The organism is Teichococcus vastitatis, from assembly GCF_003604215.1.
GTDB lineage: Bacteria > Pseudomonadota > Alphaproteobacteria > Acetobacterales > Acetobacteraceae > Pseudoroseomonas > Pseudoroseomonas vastitatis.
This window is the reverse complement of record NZ_QXGS01000203.1, coordinates 1-748: the sequence shown is the minus strand read 5'-3', so window position 1 is coordinate 748 and position 748 is coordinate 1. Positions and strand designations below refer to the sequence as shown.

The following is a 748-nucleotide window of genomic DNA, read 5'->3' as shown; positions in this document are numbered from 1 at the left end:
CCCCCGTGTCGGGGAAGCCCCCGTCGTGAGTCACGACCATCGGGAGTTGGTATTAACCGAAGTGCCTCCGGTAACGCCTGATTTTTCGCATCAGATTTGGATTATCTCGCGTCACCTGTCTGGAGCACCGGAAAGCGAGACGGCGCATGGATATTGAGGTCTCTCGGCACCGACTTCAGCAAGAACGACTGCCGCCTGGCAGGGCTGAAAGCATAAGGGCCTCGTTCGTGCCCAACCTCCCATGCCCTCTCCCAGCGCATCCAGTGAGATCGTCTCAAACAAAGCAGAGTGAGCTTCAAGGGTCGGACTGTCGTAAGATGTTGACTGCTCAATTAAGAGTATCCGTGTTCGATCACACAGTACCGGTTCGAGGATGACCATGGATGACTGATGCGCCTTCCCCATGCTGAAGTGGATGGCGGGTTCGGGCGCCGCGGGGACGCTTGTATTCGTAGCAGCACCGCATTGGTGGCCCGGCCGCCTCTAAAGCAGAAAAATTGGTTTATCCGCGGCGATATCCGTTCGGCAGTTGCTCCATCAGATACGTCATGGAGCAAGCTGGAATTGTTACGAATCGTAAAGAACGCCGAAGGAAGATCCATTCGCCCTGACCAGCCGGACACTATCCACGCCTTGGAACGAGCTGCGGATCACATGAGAATCGATGCTCTTGGACACTTCGAAAAACCTCGCGGCTGAGGCGCGAAGCTGATTCACTGTCGCGGGTCAACGGGGGCAATGGCGATGG

At 56.4% G+C, this 748-nt stretch carries 1 protein-coding gene; it reads left to right on the top strand.

Annotated features, from left to right (window positions below; translation table 11 throughout):
* Window positions 1-390: 390 nt before the first annotated feature.
* Window positions 391-699 (top strand): hypothetical protein, encoded by a 309-nt coding sequence (locus tag D2K64_RS24875; protein ID WP_157986125.1) that lies wholly within the window; start codon window positions 391-393, stop codon window positions 697-699.
* Window positions 700-748: the final 49 nt, after the last annotated feature.

Excerpts from the sequence above, each read along its gene's own strand:
- D2K64_RS24875 (WP_157986125.1), top strand. The coding sequence starts at position 391 with ATGCGCCTTCCCCATGCTGAAGTGGATGGCGGGTTCGGGCGCCGCGGG.